Origin of the sequence: Rhodococcus sp. (in: high G+C Gram-positive bacteria) (assembly GCF_049286785.1) — a bacterium.
Taxonomy (GTDB): Bacteria; Actinomycetota; Actinomycetes; order Mycobacteriales; family Mycobacteriaceae; genus Rhodococcus_F.
The window spans coordinates 1-16,762 of sequence record NZ_JBAQEO010000792.1; the positions used below are offsets into that span (position 1 = coordinate 1).

A 16,762-nucleotide genomic window follows, 5' to 3' on the forward strand; every position below is an offset into this window, starting at 1 on the left:
GGGGCCAACCGCTTCATCACGATCGGACTGCTCCCCGACCGTTTCCGCCGGGAACTCGAACTGCCCTGGACCGAGCGCGATCAGCGACGGTTCGACCGGCTGATGAAGGTGCTCCCCGCCGCGTACAGGCGGGTTCCTCGCCCGCTGCGGGAAGCGCCCTCCCGTTACTACCTGCGGGACATGCGACGCCGCCTTGCCGCCCACCGCCACGTCATCTAGCGGGAACGCGGAAGGTCCACATCTAGCGGGACCGCGGAAGTTCTACCCGGAAAGTGGCTCCCTCACCGGGGCGCGTGTCGACAGTGACCGTGCCCCGGTGCGCTGCCACCAGCGCCGCCACGATGGACAGTCCAAGCCCGCTTCCGCCGCCCCCGCCTTCACGGGTTCGCGAGGAGTCGGTGCGATAGAACCGCTCGAACACCCGTGCCGCGTCCTCCTCGGTGAGACCCGGTCCGGTATCGGCCACCTCGAGCACGACACTCTCGTCGGTGGTGCCCAGGCGCACCACGATGTCCGCGGCCGGCGGGGTGTGCTTCACCGCATTGGTCAGTAGGTTGCCGAGCACTTGCCGCAGCCGTCCCTCGTCACCGATTACCTCCGGCGTTCCGGGACCCGGGAGCACTTCGAGAGCGATGGAACGTTCGGGGGCCACCGCCCTCGCCCCGTGCACCGCGTCGGAGGCCAGCGACAGCAGATCGACGGGCTGCCAGGCGAGAGGGCGTTGCTCGTCCAGTCGGGCGAGCATCAGAAGATCCTCCACCAGCAGACCCATCCGGGAAGCCTCACCCTCGATCCGATTCATCAGTGTTTCGGTGTCGGTCATCGCTCCCTGCCGATACAGCTCCGCGAATCCGCGAATGGTCGTCAACGGCGTCCGGAGTTCGTGGCTCGCATCGGCGACGAATCGCCGCATCTTGTCTTCCGACCGCCGCGCCGACTCCTCGGATGCCTCGGTAGCCGAGAACGCCTGCTGGATCTGCGCGAGCATTCCGTTGAGCGCCACCGCCAATCGGCCGATTTCGGTGCGGTCGTCCCGTTCCGGGACTCGTCGATGCAGATCACCGGCGGCAATCGCGGCAGCCGTCTCCTCCACCTCGACAAGCGGCCGCAGGCTGCGGCGCACGACGAAATACGCGACCACACCCAACACGATCAACACGACTCCGCCGATGAGGACCTGCAGTCCCCCCAACCGATTCACCGTCTCGTCGTTCTCGGTGAGCGTGACAGCCACGGTTGTCCGGGTTCCATCCGGAGCGGTGGTGGTGAGCGCCCGCCAGCGCACGTCCGAATCGCCGGACGAACCGACGGTGACGGGACCCGCATCCGAGACACCGGTCAGATCCGGTGCCACCGACTCGTCGTTGATCTGCCGCAGCACAGTGCCGTTCGCCGACACGGTGCGAACGAAGAACGGGCTGGGGGGACGGCCCGGATTCGGCTCGGCAGGAGGAGGGAGAAGATGCAGTTCATGGGGCTTCGCCCACCCCTGCGCCGCATCCTCGAGTTGATGATCGACACGACTCGTCAGAGAATTGTCGAGGGCGGAGGTGACGGCGACGCCCGAAGCCAGCAGGCCGAGGGCCGCGAGCAGAAGTACCGCACCCACCAGGGTGATGCGGAGCGGCATCGCCCGAAACCACCGCCCGGCGGGGTGCTCGGTCATCGCCGCGGTTCGCGCATGACGTACCCCACCCCGCGCAGGGTGTGGATCAACGGCGTCTCCCCCGTGTCCACTTTGCGACGCAGGTACGAAACATACGATTCGACCACCCCGACCTCGCCGCCGAAGTCGTAGTTCCAGACGTGATCGAGAATTCGCGGCTTGCTCAGCACGGTGCCGGCGTTGACCATGAAGTAACGCAGGAGAGTGAACTCGGTGGGTGACAGCGACACCGGCGTGCCTGCCTTCCAGACTTCACGCGTGTCGTCGTCGAGTTCTATGTCGGCGAACTTGATTCGCGAAGACCGCTCCTCTGCCGACACCTTCCCGGCACGGCGCAGGATCACGCGGAGTCGGGTCACCACCTCTTCGAGGCTGAACGGCTTGGTCACGTAATCGTCCGCACCGAGAGTGAGCCCGCTGATCTTGTCTTGCAGCGCATCCTTCGCGGTCAAGAACAACACCGGTACGTCGACGCGGTCGGCACGCAGACGCTCGAGCATCCCGAAGCCGTCCATGCCGGGCATCATGACGTCGAGGATCACGGCGTCCGGGCGGAACGTTCGCGCGATGTCGAGTCCTTCGGCACCGGTCGACGCGGTCGCAACCTCGAATCCCTGGAACCGCAGGCTCACAGAGAGCAGTTCGCGGATGTTCGGCTCGTCGTCGACCACCAGGACACGGGCTTCGGCAGGCTTCTCGTTCACACGATCCATCTTCGCCCGCGGTCCTGGAACCCGGCTGAAGGTTTACTGCGAGGTTCCTGTGAGCTCCGACCTGGGAGCCTCCGGTCAGTGCACGACTGATAATCAGAGCACCACGATGTTGAGATTGAGGACGACACCCCCGAACGTCAGGATCGTGTTGGCCAGGCCGAGCGTGACGCCGCTGTTGAGTGCACCGAGCAGACCTAACATCATGTCCTCCGTGATCTCCCCCCACCGAGTGGGTTGCGCGCCATGGTGTGCGCGCTCGAGATGAGAATAGGGGAACTCCACGGAATCCGCGGCGACACGCGCAATTGCGTTTCCGGAGTTTTCTCACGCATTCTTCTTTGCCGAAAAGGCAGGCGTTTCTGTGATCGTGGGAGAGAATGGAAAAGTTGCGTGCCCGGAACCACTCACTGTCAGCGCACGTGACAGCAGCCCCGCCGGCGTCTACGAGGCAGGGCTGCGTCTATCGAAAGGTGTTGCCAGGGGCGAGAATGCCTGCCTGATCCGATTTCGGATTCAGGCGAGGACGTTCAGGTTGAGTATCACTCCCCCGAATGTCATCACCGTATTGGCGAGCCCCAATGTGGTGGCGCTGTTGATTGCGGCAAGCAGTCCAAGAATCATGATATGCCTCGTCATCGTCCGTGGAGTGCGCGCAGAATTCACGCGTTCGGCTGAACACTAATTCAGCGCGCACCGATTCGCGACGTTATTCGACGCAAACAATCGTCCCGCGACCCGGGCGCCCTGGTGAGGCACAAAGATTTCCGAGTATCTTCGGACGGTCGGGAAACGACACCCGGACGAGCGCACCGTACCCGGCCGACGACAAGACGGTGCTGGGGAGTGTGCTTGGCATGGCATGGATCGTGCTCGTTCTGTCGGGAGTGCTGGAGGCCGTCTGGGCAACCGCTCTCGGCCGCTCCGAAGGGCTCGGTCGCACCGGACCTTCCGTCGTCTTCGCAGTCGCTTTGATCTTCAGCATGGGCGGGCTGGCGTTCGCTATGCGGACCCTCCCGACGGGGACGTCCTACGCGGTCTGGGTGGGAATCGGCGCGGCCTTGACCGTGGGCTTCGCAATGGCGACCGGCGAGGAGAGTGCGTCGCTGGTGAAGTTGCTGCTGATCCTCGGCATCGTGGGATGCGTCATCGGGCTGAAGATACTGCCTTGACGGTGTCGCGCGGGTTCCGCTCCGCACTTCACAGGATCAGCGAGCAAGCTCGTCATTGCTTGTGAGTTGCGGGTTACAGTAAAAGGCATGAATCTGGTGTCGCTGATCACTCTTCCGGTGCGCGCCGGTCTTGCGGCAGCCGATCTCGGTCTGGGCATCGCCGAGGTCACGGTGGGCACTCTCCGCGGCGCGGTTACCGGAACCGGCATCGTCACGGGCCTGAACACCGGCGGCCAGGGCAACCCGCTGCAGATGCTCGGGCACCTCTCCTCGCTCACGGCCCATGACCGTCCTCTCGGCCAGGCCATGCAGCCCGGTGGACCGCTCGACCGGCTGCTCGCCCCGGGTGGGCCGGTGGACCGCCTCACCGCCGAGGGCGGCACTCTCGAACGACTCCTCGAGCCGGGCGGACCCCTCGACCGGCTGCTCGCCGAGAACGGACCACTCGACCGTGTCCTCGCCCAGGACGGGGCTCTCGAACGGCTCCTCGCCAAGGACGGGCTCCTCGACCGTCTCACGGCCGAGGACGGGCCGCTCGAGCGGCTCACAGCCCGGGAAGGCGCGGTCGAACGCCTTACCGCGAAGAACGGAATCGTCGATCGCGCACTGGCCGAGGACGGCATCCTCGACACCCTGCTGGCAGAAGACGGCGCTTTCGAACGACTGATCGTGAAGGGCGGGCCTATCGATCAGATCGTGGCGTTGTCGGAAACCCTGACCGCGCTCGCACCCAACCTGGAGCGGATGAGCGCCAGTATCGACCTCCTCCAGGAAACGGTGGGCATACTCAGTGCCGCGGTGGGTCCGCTCGGCGAGCTCGCCGGCCGACTTCCCGGCCGCTGGCTCAAGGGCCGGACCGATCGTGCATCCATCGACTACACCCTCGGCCCGGAGTGACGTCGCCCCACACCGCCCGACACCGGTCGCCAGCGCATTCTGGTATGTATTGCCCATGAAACGAACCATCGTTGCGCTGTTGATCCCTGCCGCTTTCCTCCTCGGGGCGTGCGGTTCCGAATCGACCACCGCCGACTCCGAGACCGCGGCGAGCACAACGTCGGCCGCGGGTGAGCCCGGCTCCAGCTCCGATTCCCCGGTGGCGGACCTGTGCGCGGGCCTGCTCCAGTACGCGAACAATGCCGAGGCACGGGCCCAGCAGAGCGGCGAAGCATTCGACCGCACGAAAGCCCTCGACGCCCTGTTCGACGACTCTGCGCAGACCCCGGAATGGAAGGACGCGCCGCAGGAGCGCAAGGACCAGATGATCGAGGCCTACGACGCAGCCAAGTCGGGAACCTGCTGATAAGGGCACGCCCGAGCGATGCATCGGGCTGAACACCTTCTGTGCTTCGCCGGACTGATCGATAATCGGATGAGGTAACCCGACGATGCGAGGGAGAAACACTATGACTGCCCGCCTCAATCCCTACCTCTCATTCCGTGACACAGCCAGAGCGGCGATGGACTTCTACAAGTCGGTGTTCGGTGGCGAGTTGACCGTCAGCACCTTCGCCGATTTTCACGTCAGTGAGGATCCGGCCGAGAAAGACAAGATCATGCATTCCATGCTCGCCACCGACACGGGTTTGGCGATCATGGGTGCCGACACCCCGAACAGCATGGACTACACGCCGGGCAACAACTTTTCCGTGGCACTGAGCGGCGAGAGCGACGACGAGGCCGAACTCCGCGGGTACTGGGACAAACTCTCCGACGGTGGCACCGTGAGCGCGCCGCTCGAAAAGGCGCCGTGGGGCGACACCTTCGGCATGTGCACCGACAAGTTCGGTGTGGCCTGGATGGTCAATATCGCGGGACCGCAATCGTAGCGATACCGTCCGCACACGTGATGAGGGCCGGATTCCCGCTGGGGAAACCGGCCCTCATCTGCACAGCAGCAGCGTCTTCCGCTGATGGAGCCTCCTGTCAGGATTGAACTGACGACCGCTCGCTTACAAGGCGAGTGCTCTACCACTGAGCTAAGGAGGCGGACACGCGCGCCCATCATATCCATAAGGGAAGATCACCGAATATTCACCCACATTCGTTAGCGTTGACATATGACAACCTCGGAGATCGCAACCGTCCTCGCTTGGCACGACGCCCTCAATGCCGGTGACATCGACACCTTGCTGGCCCTGTCCAGTGACGACATCGAACTGGGGGGTCCGGAGGGTGCCAGCCAGGGCCTGTCCGCTCTGCGGGAATGGGCGGCGACGGCGGGCGTCACTCTGATCCCGAAGCGAATGTACGTCTACGAGGGTGTCGTGGTGGCGGAGGAGGAAGCCACCTGGGCAACCGCTCCCGGCGACACGCGTATCGTGGCGTCAGCGTTCCGAGTCGTCCACGATCAGGTCACCTCCACTTTTCGCCACGAGACACTGGAGTCGGCACTCGCTGCAACCGATTTGACCGAGAAGGACCTTGTCTCCGACACGTGATATGGCGAAGCTCACAGAGGGTATGGAAAAGCTTTCGGACACGCTTGCGCGTCTGACGGGCGACCGGCGTGCCACCGTCGACGCGGTCATTGCCGCACCGACGCCCCTCCAGCCGATCGACCTCACCGACGACGCGGTGGTCACCGAGGTACTCGACCTCGCGGTCCGGGTCGGTGAGGTCCTCCTGGCGTCGGGTACCGGTGCGATGGATACCGCGGAACAGGTGCAGTTCATCGCGGCAACGTACGGACTCGCACAGTGCGATGTGGATGTCACCTACAACTCCATCGTCCTGTCCGCCTATCGCGGTCCCACCCTCCCCCCGGCGAGCACCATGCGGATCGTGCACTACCGGTCCATGGACTTCACACGCCTTGCGGCGGTCGACCGCTTGACGCGGCGTATCCGCCGGGAGGCAGTCACCCCGAGTGAGGCGCACGACGCTCTCACCGTCCTCACGACGGCCCCGCACCCGTACAACCGGTGGATCGCGACGCTGGCCTGGTCGTCGATGGCGGCGTCCATCTCGGTGCTGATGGGCGGCGGGGTGCTGATGGCTTCGGTCGCGTTCCTCACCACCACGGTGATCTACCGGGTGAACCGCACCCTCACTCGGATAGGTCTGCCGTTCTTCTTCCAGCAGGTCGTCGGTGGTCTCGTCGCGGCCACTCCCGCGGCGACCCTGTATACGTTCCAGGAACAACTCGGCGTCGACATCAGACCGTCCCAGATCATCGCCGCCGGGGTTGTGGTGCTGCTGTCGGGGCTGTCCCTGGTCGGTTCGGTGCAGGACGCCATCACCGGCGCGCCGATCACCGCAGCTGCGCGATTCTTCGAGGTCGTCATGATGACCGGAGGCATCATCGCCGGTGTCGCCCTTTCGCTCCGGATCACCGGGGTATTCGGTTCCACGCTGCCACCGATCAACGTCGAGATCAGTGAACTCGCTCAACTTCCCGTGCTGGTGTTGTCGGGAGCATTCGCCTCGATGTTCTACGCGCTGGCCTGCTACGCCGAGCAGAGGGCACTCACCGCGGCGTGGATGGGCGGGGCCGTCGGCGCCCTGGTGTACATGGTGGCGCAGCAGTTCGGCATCGGGCCGATCATCGGCTCTGCCCTTGCTGCCACCGTGGTCGGTTTCGCCGGTGGCCTGATGGCTCGTCGCGCACTCACACCGCCGCTGGTGGTGGCGGTGGCCGGCATCACGCCGCTGCTGCCCGGGCTGTCGCTCTATCGCGGACTGTATGCCCTGCTCAACAACGAGGTGGTGATCGGCCTGAGTTCGCTGCTCGCCGCGTTCGGTATCGGCTGCGCTCTCGCTGCCGGCGTCACCCTCGGCGAATGGATGGCCCGCACGCTGCGCAGGCCTCGCATCCGTCGACGCATCGACGACATCCGCCGCCCCGTCATCAAGACGAGGCGGCGGAAGCCGGTCGATGCCCGCAACGCGGCCTGACCAGGCACGCGTTGCGGGCGATCAGCTCTTGTCCACGCTGTGGCGGCCGCCGGACTTCTCGTCGGCCTCCATTGCCTCACGCAGGCTCTTCGGCCGCATGTCCGTCCAGTTCTTCTCCACGTACTCGAGGCATGCGGCACGGCTTTCCTCGCCGAACACCACGCGCCAGCCTGCCGGCACCTCGGAGAACGTAGGCCACAGGGAGTGCTGCTCTTCGTCGTTCACCAGCACGTAGAAGCGGCCTTCTTCGTCATCGAATGGATTGGTGCTCATCTCGCCTCGCTTGTCGCATACGTGTCCTGTGCGTTCACACTAGCAAGCGTGCCGACTCGGCCACGCCGGGTTACGACAGATGTCAAGATCTCTCCCGCCCGCACGGCAACGTTCGAAAGAAGCGACGACGTGATTCCGTGCGTCTTTTCAGTGCCGCCCTGCAAGTAGATTCCCGCTGTGACGTCAGGTGAAACAGCCAATCGATAATCGCGATATACCTCACGCGGGGGATGCATTTTCGGGGCGAGGTCTCCGAGTAACGGTTCCAGGGGTGCCGGTGCAAATCCGGTGGCCAGAATCAGTGCGTCACAATTCAAGGTGTCGGTCAATCCGTCGACCGCGCTGCGAACTTCCACCTCTATGCCGTCCGGCGTCTCGCCGACCCCGGTGATTTCGGAGGCTCGTCGCATGAACAGACGTCTGCGTCCGCTCACCCTTTCCTGATACTCGGTGGCGTACAGCTCGTTGATCAATTCGATGTCCACCACCGAGTAATTGGTGCTTCGGTGCACATCGAGGAGCCGCAGACGCTCGACCTCGGGCGCTCCGTGCAGATCGTCCACCGCCTCCGGGTCGAAGATGCGATTGGCGTACGGGCTGTCGTCGGCAGGGCTGTACCCGTACCGCGAGAACACGCTGTGCACCTCGGCGTCCGGATACGTCGTATGCAGGTATCTCACGATCTCGGCAGCACTCTGCCCGGCTCCGAGAACCACGAATCGCTGATGCACCGGGGCGGGCATCTCGCCGATCCGGCTGAGGAACTGGTGGTTGTGGAAACATCGGGAAGACGGGGTGGCCCACTCCGGAATGCGTTCACGCAGGCCTGCTCCCACCACGACGTTGCGGGCGATCACCGTGGAGCCGTCCGCCGTGCGCACCGCGACCCGATCGGCTGTGCCGTCCGCACCCCGGATTCCGCGAACCGCCTCGACGGCGGTGCCGTACCGGACGTCGGCCTCGACGCGCTGTGCGGACCATTGCAGATAGTCGTGGAATTCGTGGCGGGTGGGAAAGAATGTCTGGTGGTTGACGAAGTCGACGAGTCGGCCGCGGTCGAACAGATAATTGAAGAACGTATAGGCGCTGCGCGGATTCCGGAACGTGACCAGGTCCTTCGGAAATGCGATCTGCATCGTGGCGGCGTCGAGGAGCATGCCGGGATGCCAGCTGAAATGCTCCTGTTTTTCGAAGAACTGTGCGGTGACGCGGTCATCCGGTGCGCTCGTCGCGTTGTGCTCCTCGATGGCAATCGCCAGAGCAAGATTCGCGGGCCCGAATCCGACACCCACGATATCGAGTACAGGGCCTTCTACGTCGACTGTGTCCGACGATTCACTCATAGCTCGTAGTCCGTCCCCGACGCCGCGCCTCGCCCGACCCAGCTGCCGTCTCCATGAAAGAAGTGAAGCCTATCCTTATTTGGAGCACAGTACCAAGACTCTCACCGCCTCGAGCGGCCATGTCGCCCGGCAGTTCGAGATCTAGGTCACTCACGTTCGTCTGCTCTCTCCCACCACGTCGCCACGAGAGCCGTCAGTTCCCCGGCCCACCCCCGTACCGTGGCCGCGTCGAGCACATCGGACGCGAACGAGAAGTACGCGTGCACCGGCCCGTCACCGATCGGCTCGAAGAAGCTCAGCGTGAGATCCGCATCCGGTACACCGACCGGCACCGGCATCAACCCGCCCACGGCGTCCACGTGTCCCAGCCGAGCCTGCTCGTGATGAACCAGCATGATCTGCGGACGCAGCACTGCCGTCGTCCCACCCGATCCGTTCAGTGCCTCGACGACGTCGGCGAAAGCCACGTCCTGGTGATCGAGTGCAGCAAGGTTGCTCCGCCGAACACGCCGCAGCAACTCTGCCGGATCCGGGTCGCCGCTCGTATCGGTTCGCAGCAGGACGATGTTGAAGAAGCACCCGACCAGATGGTCGAGGGCCGTCTCGGAACGTCCCGCCACAAGAGACCCCATGGGAATGTCGGTGCCGGCGCCGTGACGCGTCAGAACGGTCGCGAGCGCCGCCTGCAGCACCATGAACAGACTGGTTCCCGTCCGGGCCGCCAGTGCGTCCGCCGCGGCATGGAGGTCGGTGTCGATATCGATCTGGACGATCTCCGCGGTCCTCGCCGTGGCGACCTTCGGTGCGGGCAACTCCAGCCGGGCCGGCATCCCCGCCAGCCGGTCGCGCCAGTACTCGACCTGTTTCGAGTGCCGACTCTCCGGGTCTGCCGGATCGCCCGTCAACTCCCGCATCCACACCGCATAGTCGGCGTACCCGACCGGCAGGGGCTCCCACGCCGGTTCGGCGCCCGCCGACCGCGAGGCGTACGCGCCGAGGAGATCACCGAGCAGGGGCACCACGGACCACTCGTCCACGGCGATGTAATGCATCACGAGGAGCAGTGCCTGCGTGCCGTCCGCTCCGCCGACGAGATGCACCCGTAGCGGAGCTTCGCCGGTGAGGTCCATCGGTTGCTGCGCCAACTCGAAGACGGTGCGATGCACGTCGCCGTGTCCGACATCCACGAGTCCGAGGGTGGGCCGAACCGTCTGCTGCGCGACGACGGTGTCGCCGACCTCCCGGTATGCGGTACGCAACGGTTCGTGCCGGGACGCGAGGTCGTCGAGGGCCTGCGCCAGGATCTCCGGATCGACCGGGTCGTGAAGGTGCAACGACAGCGCGTGACTGGCCCGGGCATCGCGGCCGACGGCCCGGAACTGCTGCCAGAACCTCTTCTGCGGCCCGGTCAACGGCACCACCTCCGGTCGCGGATCCGCCACCTTCAGCACCGGTCTGCTCGATCGCCCCGCCCCCGTGACCACCGCTGCCAGAGTTGCGACGGTCGACGCTTCGAATACGTCACGGATGCCGATCTCGACGCCGAATCGCTCCCGGATGCGTGCCACCAGCCGCATGGACGCCATGGAGTGGCCTCCGAGGTCGAAGAAGTCGTCGTGGATACCCACCGCAGGCAGGTGCAGGATGTCCGCGAACGCCGCGGCGATCTCCTTCTGCTCCACCGTCTGCGGTGTGCCGTCCCCGATCAGTGCCGACCACTCCGGGATCGGCAGCGCCTTGCGGTCGAGTTTGCCGTTGGGGGTGAGCGGCAGATCGCCGTCCAGAATCACGACGAGGGCGGGGACCATGTAGTCGGGTAGCCGCGACGCCGTGAACTTCCGCAGCACATCCGGATCGACGTCGTCGACACTTCGGCCGTCGGTGAGCGTCACATACCCGACGAGACGCACGATGTCCCCGTCGCGGTTCGCCACCACCGCGGACTGCTTGACGTCGGGATGGCCGCCGAGAGCGGCGATGATTTCGCCGAGTTCGATACGGAACCCACGGATCTTCACCTGATCGTCGACCCGGCCGAGGAAGTCGATGTTGCCGTCGCGGCGCCACCGCGCCCGGTCACCGGTGCGGTACATCCGCGAGCCCGCCGCCCCGAACGGGCTGGGGACGAACCGTGCGGCGGTGAGGTCGGGCCTGCCCAGATATCCTCGCGCCAGACCACGTCCGGCGATGTACAACTCGCCGGCCACCCCGGGCGGCACCGGTTGCAGGCGGTCGTCCAGCACGTACGCCTGCTCGTTGGGGTCGGGGATGCCGATCGGCACCGACGACTTCCAGCCCGGCTCTGCCTGCCACAACGTGTTGTTCACCGTCGCCTCGGTGAGACCGTAGGCAGCCAGCAGGTTGAGCCGTTCCGCCCACCGGCCGACGAGTTCCGGCGGCACCGTTTCGGTTCCCACCAGCACCGTGCAACCCTCGGGCACGAGGCAGTCGAGCGGCAGGGCGGCCAGCAGCGACGGCGGGATGATCGCGTGCGTCACGGCATGCTCGGACATGAAGTCGGTGAGTTCCGGTCCAGCCACGCGGCACTCGTCCGGGACGATCACCAATCGCGAGCCGGTACACAACGCCATTGCCAGTTCGAACACCGCGACATCGAATCCGATGGACGCGAACTGCATCACCACGGATCCCGGCTTCAGTCTCATGCGCTGCTCCGCCGTCGCGACCAGGCTGGGAATGCCGTCGTGGGTGAGGATCGCACCCTTGGGCCTACCGGTGGAGCCCGACGTGTAGATGACGTAGGCGGCGTGGTCGAGACCTTGCGGCGGCTTCGCCGACGACACAGCCGCCGCAGGGGTCTCGTCGGGCAGCTCGTCCAGAAGAATGCGCTCGAGTCCGTCCACCTCCGCGATTTTCGGGCTCTCCGCCGCGGTGGTCAGCAGCACCCGGGCCGCCGAATCGGTGAGCATGTACGAGATGCGATCCGCCGGATGGCTCAGGTCGAGAGGCAGATACGCCGCGCCGAGCTTCAGCACGCCGAGCACGGCGGCGACCATCTCGGCCGAGCGCGGAATTGCCAGACCGACAATGCTTTCGACGGACACACCGGCACCGCTCAGCAGCATCGCGATGCGATCGGCCCGTGTGCCCAGCTCCGCGTAGGTGACCTCACCGTTCTCGTCCACGACCGCGGTCGCCTCCGGCGTCCGTGCGGCGCAACGGGCGAAGGCCTCGTAGAAGGTCTCCTCCGGCACCGGGTGTGTGGTGTCGTTGAAGCCGCGCACCACCAGATCGCGTTCGTCGTCGAGGAACATCTCCAGATCGCCGACGGCGACACCGGAATCGGCGGCAACGGCGTCCAGCACGGCCGTCTGGCGCCGCGCGATTCTCTCCGCCGTCTCACGATCGAACAGGTCGGACGTGTACTCGAGTCGCATTGCCACCCGGTCCTCGTCGAGGAATTCGGTGAAGTTGAACACCAGATCGAACTTGGCCGTCCGCTCCTCGAACTGCACCGGGGCCGGCGCGAATCCCGGCGCGAGCGAGGACTCCGCGGTACGGCTGTGGTAACCGACCATCACCTGGAACAGCGGGTTCCGTGCCAGTGTGCGAGCAGGATTCACCTTCTCCACCACGGACTCGAACGGCACGTCCGAGTGTGAGAACGCGGCCAGGGCGGTGTCCCGGACACGGGCGAGCAGCTGATCGAACGTGGGGTTGCCCGACACGTCCGTCCGCAGCACCACCGTGTTGACGAAGAATCCGATCAGCTCGTCGAGTCCCTGTTCGCTGCGTCCGGCGACCGGTGCCCCGATGGGAAGATCGTGGCCCGCTCCCAGCCGGTGCAGCAGGGCCGCGGAGGCGGCGTGCAGGACCATGAACATGCTCGTACCCGACTCCCGCGCCAGGGCGCGCAACGCACGGGTGGTCGTGGCGTCCAGCACCGTGTCGATGGCGCCGCCCGCGAAACTCGGGCGGGCGGGCCGGGACCGGTCGAACGGGAGGATCAGTTCCTCCGGTGCCCCGTCGAGCGTCTTCGACCAGTAGTCGAGTTGACGGCGCAGGAGACTGCCCGGATCATCCTGCGCGCCCAGCACTTCCCGCTGCCACAGCGCGTAGTCGGCGTATTGCACCGTGAGCGGTTCCCACGCCGGTGCCTCGTTCCGCACCCGAGCGGCATACGCGGTCATGAGGTCCCGCAGGAAGGGGCGGTCGGACCATTCGTCGGTCGCGATGTGATGCAGGACGATGGCCAGCACCTGTTCGTCGCCGACCCGAATGACATCGGCGCGAACCGGGATCTCGGTCGCGAGGTCGAACGGTCGGGTCACCGCGTCGCCGACGAGGCGCGGCAGATCGGCCTCGGCGGCGTCCACCACCGTGACCTCGGGACGGGCACTGGCGAGGATCACCTGCACCGGCTCGCCGTCCCGCTCCGCGAACACTGTGCGGAGAGATTCGTGTCTGGCTACCACGTCCGCCAAGGCCTGCTCGAACACCTCGGGGTCGAGAGCACCCTGCAGTCGCAGGACGATCGGGAAGTTGTACGCCGCGGCGCCTTCCATTTGCTGCAGGAGCCAGAGTCGTCGTTGCGCGGCGGACAACGGCAGCTGCTCCGGTCGCGGGCCCGCCACCAGAGCGGGTCGCGTCGACGCCGCTCCGTCCCTGATCCGGAGTGCCAGCTCCGCCACTGTGGGCGCCTCGAAGAGATCCCGCATCGACAGGTCGGCGTCGAGCGTGGCCCTCACCCGGCTGATCAGCCGGGTCGCCAGCAGCGAGTGCCCGCCGAGGTCGAAGAAGTTGTCGGTGGTACCGGGAGCGGGCATTTCGAGGATCTCCCCGAACAGCTCCGACAGCACTCGTTCGGTGTGTGTGCGTGGTTCGGTCCGCGCGCCACCGGATGTCGCGAGCGCCTCCGAGGCCGACGGCAGCGCCTTCACGTCGAGCTTGCCGTTCACCGTCATCGGCAGGGACTCGACCTCGATGATCGCGGCCGGAACCATATAGTCGGGCAGGGAGGCGCGCAGCACCCGTGAGTACTTGTTGACATCCCGCGGTTCACAAGTACTCACAGGCACGACGTACCCCACCAGGCGCTCGAGGCTCCCGGCGCCGGTGTCGACCACGACAGCGGCCTGACGCACGCCGTCCAATGCTTCGAGCGCGGAGCAGATCTCACCGAGTTCCACCCGATGGCCGCGGATCTTCACCTGATCATCGGTGCGGCCGAGAAAGTCGAGATTGCCGTCGGCGCGGCGGCGCACCAGATCGCCGGTCCGATACATACGTACGGAAGGCTGGAACGGATCGGCGACGAAACGCTCGGCCGTCAGCGCGAACCGGTCGAGGTAACCGCGTGCCAGCCCGACCCCGGAGATGTACAGCTCGCCGGGAACTCCGTCCGGAACCGGACGCAGCCAGGCGTCCAGCACGTACGCGGACGTGTTCCAGATCGGCATGCCGACGGTGGGAGTGGCGCTCTCGCCGGTGCCGGCCCCGAGCGTGTTGATGGTGTATTCGGTGGGTCCGTACAGGTTGTACCCGCATGTTCCGTCCGTGTCACGCAACCGGTTCCACACCGAGACCGGCACCGCCTCGCCGCCGAGAAGGACGAGCGGTGGACGATGCCGTCCCGGGCCGTCGTCCAGCAGTCCCTGCTCGATGAGGTGCTGCGCATAGGTGGGCGTCACGTTGACGACGTCGATGGCATGGGCGTCGCAATACTCGACGAGTGCCTCGGCGTCGCGTCGCAGGTTCTCGTCGCAGATGTGAACCTCATGGCCCTCCACGAGCCACAGCAGTTCCTCCCACGACATGTCGAACGCGAACGACACAGTGTGCGCGATACGCAGCCGCCGGCCGCCCTCTGCCCGCACCACCGGTTCGAAGACGGCCTCACGGTGGTTGAACTGCATGTTGGTCAGGCCGCGATACGGCGTGACCACACCCTTCGGTTTGCCCGTCGACCCTGAGGTGTAGATGACGTATGCCGGATGCTCCAGGCGCCCGGGAGTACCGGGGGCGAAGCGGCCGAGTTCGGTGGCGGTCGGCGCTTGGGAGGTCCTGGCCCCGACATCGGTCTCGTCGAGTGCGAGAACGTCTACGGAGGAAGCGGACAGTGACGCCGCCACCGCGGACGTCGTCACGACCGTGACGGGCCGGGCGTCGTCGAGCATGCCGACCAGGCGGTCGGCGGGATGATCCAGTTCGAGGGGCAGGTAGGCAGAACCCGTGCGTAGTACCGCGAACAGCGCCACCACCATCTCCACCGACCTCGGCAGGGCGAGCGCCACGATCTTCTCGGGTCCGGCGCCGCGGGCGAGCAGGGCTCGCGCCATCCGGTTCACGTCGGCGTCGAGTTCTGCGTACGTGACGGTCCGATCACCGAATACCAGCGCGGTCTCGCCGGGACGCAGGCGGGCGGAGTCGGCGAACAGGTCGGCGATCGTGGCGTCCGGCAACGGTTTCGCTACGGCGGGCTGCACGGGCAGTGCCCCGTCGATCCTCCCGACCACACCCGACAGGTCGCCGGCCCAGTCCTCGAGCAGGGCGAGATACCGCGTCAGCATGCGTTCGACGCGAGGCGCCGCCACCTGCTCGGGATGAAATTCGAACTTCACCTTCACCCGGGTGCCGGGAGTGACGACAACGGTCACCGGGTAGTGCGTGTGATCGATGCTGTCGCCGCCGCTGATGTCGTGGGCCGCGTTCAGCGCCGACACCTGCTTCTCGTCGACGAAGTTCTGCAGCACGTACAACACGTCGAACAACTGCCGGTGCTCGGAAACACGTTGAATGGACGCCAGTCCGAGGTAGTCGAACCGGTCGAGCGCCAGCCGCTCGGACTGAGTTCGGCGGAGCAGATCGACAACGGTTTCGCCGGGGCGCAGCGTCATCCGGACCGGCACGGTGTTGAGGAACATCCCGGCCACCGAGTCGAGCCCCGGCACCTCGGGTGGACGACCCGCCACAGTGGTACCGAACACCAGGTCCGTGCGTCCGGTCTCGATGCCGAGGACGACACCCAGAGCGGCGTTCAGCACCGTGTTGAACGTGACCCCGGCGCCGCGTGCCGCGGCCCGCAGGCGCTCGCTCAGTTCCTCCGACAGCACGGCGTCGCGACGCTGCGGCAACTGTGCCTCGTCGGTCGTCGTGGCCGCCAGCAGGGTCGGCTCGTCGAGACCGGCGAGCGCCTCCTTCCAGGCGGACTGCGCTGCCGCCCCGTCCTGCCGGGACAGCCAGCCGAGGTAGTCGGCGAACGTGCCTTCGGGAGAGGTGAATGCGGAGTCGTCTCCGCCCGTTTCGTACAGGGCGAGCAGCTGGCTCACCACCAGCCCGTTGGACCAGCCGTCCCACAGCAGGAACTGACGGTTGACCACCAGGCGGTCGTGATCGTCCGTCAGACGCAACACCATCGCCCGCCACAAAGGCGGCGCCGTGAGATCGAACGGCAACGCCCTGTCCTGCGCCATGAGGTGCGCGGCCCGGGCGCCACGTTCCGCATCGCCGAGCTCACGCAGGTCGTGTTCCGTGACCGGCACGTCCAGTCCGGCGCTCACGAATTGTACCGGCGCGGACAGGCCCTCGCTGACGAATCCCGCTCGCAGGGTGGGATTTCGGCGTTGCAGAGCGTGCAGCGCGGCGGCGAGTGAGTCTCGGTCGAGCCGATGCGCGAAGTCGAGCGAGAACTGCGCCGTGTACAGGTCGGCACCGCCGTCGAGCCCTGCCTGAAAATACAGC

12 protein-coding genes, 1 tRNA gene and 1 riboswitch are annotated in these 16,762 nt (G+C 66.0%); of the genes, 7 read left to right on the forward strand and 6 right to left on the reverse strand.

Annotated elements, in window-relative coordinates:
* Positions 1-219, forward strand: a 219-nt coding sequence (locus WAW17_RS28615; protein WP_422336235.1) for an oxygenase MpaB family protein, incomplete at its 5' end; no start/stop codon positions are given.
* A 22-nt stretch (positions 220-241) separates the two neighbouring features.
* Here the strand turns inward: WAW17_RS28615 and WAW17_RS28620 are convergent.
* Entirely contained in the window at positions 242-1,630 is a 1,389-nt protein-coding gene (locus WAW17_RS28620) for a sensor histidine kinase (RefSeq protein WP_422336244.1), read from the reverse strand.
* Positions 1,631-1,662: 32 nt separating this feature from the next.
* Positions 1,663-2,379 (reverse strand): response regulator transcription factor, encoded by a 717-nt coding sequence (locus tag WAW17_RS28625; RefSeq protein WP_422336236.1) that lies wholly within the window; start codon positions 2,377-2,379, stop codon positions 1,663-1,665.
* 776 nt (positions 2,380-3,155) lie between these two features.
* Positions 3,156-3,219: riboswitch (guanidine-III (ykkC-III) riboswitch) on the forward strand.
* Between the two features lie 14 nt (positions 3,220-3,233).
* Between WAW17_RS28625 and WAW17_RS28630 the strand changes: the two genes are divergently transcribed.
* The 4 genes from WAW17_RS28630 (at position 3,234) to WAW17_RS28645 (ending at position 5,377) form a co-directional block, all read left to right on the forward strand.
* Entirely contained in the window at positions 3,234-3,548 is a 315-nt protein-coding gene (locus tag WAW17_RS28630; RefSeq protein ID WP_422336237.1) for a DMT family transporter, read from the forward strand.
* Positions 3,549-3,635: 87 nt separating this feature from the next.
* Entirely contained in the window at positions 3,636-4,445 is an 810-nt protein-coding gene (locus WAW17_RS28635; RefSeq protein WP_422336238.1) for an ABC transporter, read from the forward strand.
* Between the two features lie 55 nt (positions 4,446-4,500).
* A complete protein-coding gene (locus tag WAW17_RS28640) occupies positions 4,501-4,851 on the forward strand; it encodes a hypothetical protein (protein WP_422336239.1) in 351 nt (116 codons plus the stop codon).
* A gap of 103 nt (positions 4,852-4,954) precedes the next feature.
* Positions 4,955-5,377 (forward strand): VOC family protein, encoded by a 423-nt coding sequence (locus tag WAW17_RS28645; RefSeq protein ID WP_422336240.1) that lies wholly within the window; start codon positions 4,955-4,957, stop codon positions 5,375-5,377.
* An 85-nt stretch (positions 5,378-5,462) separates the two neighbouring features.
* Here the strand turns inward: WAW17_RS28645 and WAW17_RS28650 are convergent.
* Positions 5,463-5,537, reverse strand: a tRNA-Thr gene (locus WAW17_RS28650).
* A gap of 71 nt (positions 5,538-5,608) precedes the next feature.
* Between WAW17_RS28650 and WAW17_RS28655 the strand changes: the two genes are divergently transcribed.
* Both WAW17_RS28655 and WAW17_RS28660 read left to right on the forward strand, forming a co-directional pair.
* The gene (locus WAW17_RS28655) at positions 5,609-5,989 is read left to right on the forward strand and encodes a nuclear transport factor 2 family protein (protein WP_422336241.1); all 381 of its coding nucleotides are present in this window, start codon (positions 5,609-5,611) and stop codon (positions 5,987-5,989) included.
* Positions 5,990-6,011: 22 nt separating this feature from the next.
* Positions 6,012-7,445 carry a threonine/serine ThrE exporter family protein gene (locus WAW17_RS28660; RefSeq protein ID WP_422336245.1) on the forward strand — a complete coding sequence of 478 codons (1,434 nt, stop codon included), beginning with the start codon at positions 6,012-6,014 and terminating at the stop codon, positions 7,443-7,445.
* 21 nt (positions 7,446-7,466) lie between these two features.
* Here WAW17_RS28660 and WAW17_RS28665 read toward each other — a convergent pair whose 3' ends face one another.
* The 3 genes from WAW17_RS28665 to WAW17_RS28675 all read right to left on the reverse strand — a co-directional run.
* Complete coding sequence (locus WAW17_RS28665; RefSeq protein ID WP_109326935.1) at positions 7,467-7,718, reverse strand: MbtH family protein; 252 nt, start codon at positions 7,716-7,718, stop codon at positions 7,467-7,469.
* Entirely contained in the window at positions 7,715-9,061 is a 1,347-nt protein-coding gene (locus WAW17_RS28670; RefSeq protein ID WP_422336242.1) for a lysine N(6)-hydroxylase/L-ornithine N(5)-oxygenase family protein, read from the reverse strand. The genes WAW17_RS28665 and WAW17_RS28670 overlap by 4 nt, the downstream gene beginning before the upstream one ends.
* A 146-nt stretch (positions 9,062-9,207) precedes the next feature.
* The coding region (locus WAW17_RS28675) for an amino acid adenylation domain-containing protein (protein WP_422336243.1) at positions 9,208-16,762 on the reverse strand (7,555 nt) is incomplete at its 5' end.

Excerpts from the sequence above, each read along its gene's own strand:
- WAW17_RS28620 (WP_422336244.1), bottom strand. The coding sequence starts at position 1,630 with ATGCCGCTCCGCATCACCCTGGTGGGTGCGGTACTTCTGCTCGCGGCC.
- WAW17_RS28625 (WP_422336236.1), bottom strand. The coding sequence starts at position 2,379 with ATGGATCGTGTGAACGAGAAGCCTGCCGAAGCCCGTGTCCTGGTGGTC.
- WAW17_RS28630 (WP_422336237.1), top strand. The coding sequence starts at position 3,234 with ATGGCATGGATCGTGCTCGTTCTGTCGGGAGTGCTGGAGGCCGTCTGG.
- WAW17_RS28635 (WP_422336238.1), top strand. The coding sequence starts at position 3,636 with ATGAATCTGGTGTCGCTGATCACTCTTCCGGTGCGCGCCGGTCTTGCG.
- WAW17_RS28640 (WP_422336239.1), top strand. The coding sequence starts at position 4,501 with ATGAAACGAACCATCGTTGCGCTGTTGATCCCTGCCGCTTTCCTCCTC.
- WAW17_RS28645 (WP_422336240.1), top strand. The coding sequence starts at position 4,955 with ATGACTGCCCGCCTCAATCCCTACCTCTCATTCCGTGACACAGCCAGA.
- WAW17_RS28655 (WP_422336241.1), top strand. The coding sequence starts at position 5,609 with ATGACAACCTCGGAGATCGCAACCGTCCTCGCTTGGCACGACGCCCTC.
- WAW17_RS28660 (WP_422336245.1), top strand. The coding sequence starts at position 6,012 with ATGGAAAAGCTTTCGGACACGCTTGCGCGTCTGACGGGCGACCGGCGT.
- WAW17_RS28665 (WP_109326935.1), bottom strand. The coding sequence starts at position 7,718 with ATGAGCACCAATCCATTCGATGACGAAGAAGGCCGCTTCTACGTGCTG.
- WAW17_RS28670 (WP_422336242.1), bottom strand. The coding sequence starts at position 9,061 with ATGAGTGAATCGTCGGACACAGTCGACGTAGAAGGCCCTGTACTCGAT.